The organism is Variovorax sp. WDL1 (genome assembly GCF_001541225.1).
GTDB lineage: Bacteria > Pseudomonadota > Gammaproteobacteria > Burkholderiales > Burkholderiaceae_C > Variovorax.
Window position 1 is genome coordinate 86,637 of record NZ_LMTS01000076.1, and the last position, 816, is coordinate 87,452.

1 protein-coding gene is annotated in these 816 nt (G+C 69.6%); it reads left to right on the plus strand.

Annotated features, from left to right (window positions below; genetic code table 11):
* Nucleotides 1-654: SDR family oxidoreductase (locus APY03_RS11000; RefSeq protein ID WP_232324226.1), on the plus strand; the 654-nt coding region annotated here is incomplete at its 5' end.
* Nucleotides 655-816 lie beyond the last annotated feature (162 nt).

Below are 816 nucleotides of genomic sequence, written 5' to 3' on the forward strand. Positions count from 1 at the left end.
GCCTGGGGCGCCGCGCGCGGCATCGGCGCGGGCGATATCGAGGTCTACGGCGCCGATGTGGCGCACATCGACAGCATCGTGGCGGCCGGGGCCGCCTGTGTGGAGCGCCAGGGTGTGCCCGATGTGGTCGTCGCGAATGCCGGCATCAGCGTCGGCATCGATACCGAAGACCGCCGCGACCTCGATGTGTTGGCTGAAACGCTGGCCGTCAACAACGTCGGCCTGGCCGCCACCTTCCATCCTTTCGTCGCGGCCATGCGCGCGCGGGGCAGCGGCCGGCTGGTGGGCATCGCGAGCGTCGCGGCCATCCGGGGCCTGCCCGGCCATGGAGCCTACTGCGCCAGCAAGGCGGGGGTGGTGGCGTATTGCGAGAGCCTTCGGGGCGAGTTGCGCGCCAGCGGCGTCAAGGTGGTCACGCTGCTGCCCGGCTACGTCGATACGCCGCTCACCCGGGGCAACCGCTACGGCATGCCCTTCCTCCTGCAACCCGAGGCATTTGCCGAACGCGCCTTCCGCGCGATCGAGGCGGGCGCCAGCTACCGCGTGATTCCGTGGCAGATGGGCGTGGTGGCCAAGCTCATGCGGCTGTTGCCCAACGGCGTGTTCGACCTCGCCGTCCAGGGTCGTGGGCGGAAGAAGCGGCGCAACGATTGAGTCACCCCGACGAGCGGAGCGGCCCCGAAAACGACAAAGGCTCCCGAGGGAGCCTTTCCTGATACGTGCAGGTGCAGGGCGTGATCAGTAGCCGCTGTTGCCGCCACCACCACCGCCACCGTAGCCACCGCGACCGCGGATCAGCTCGCGTCCTCACGTTTC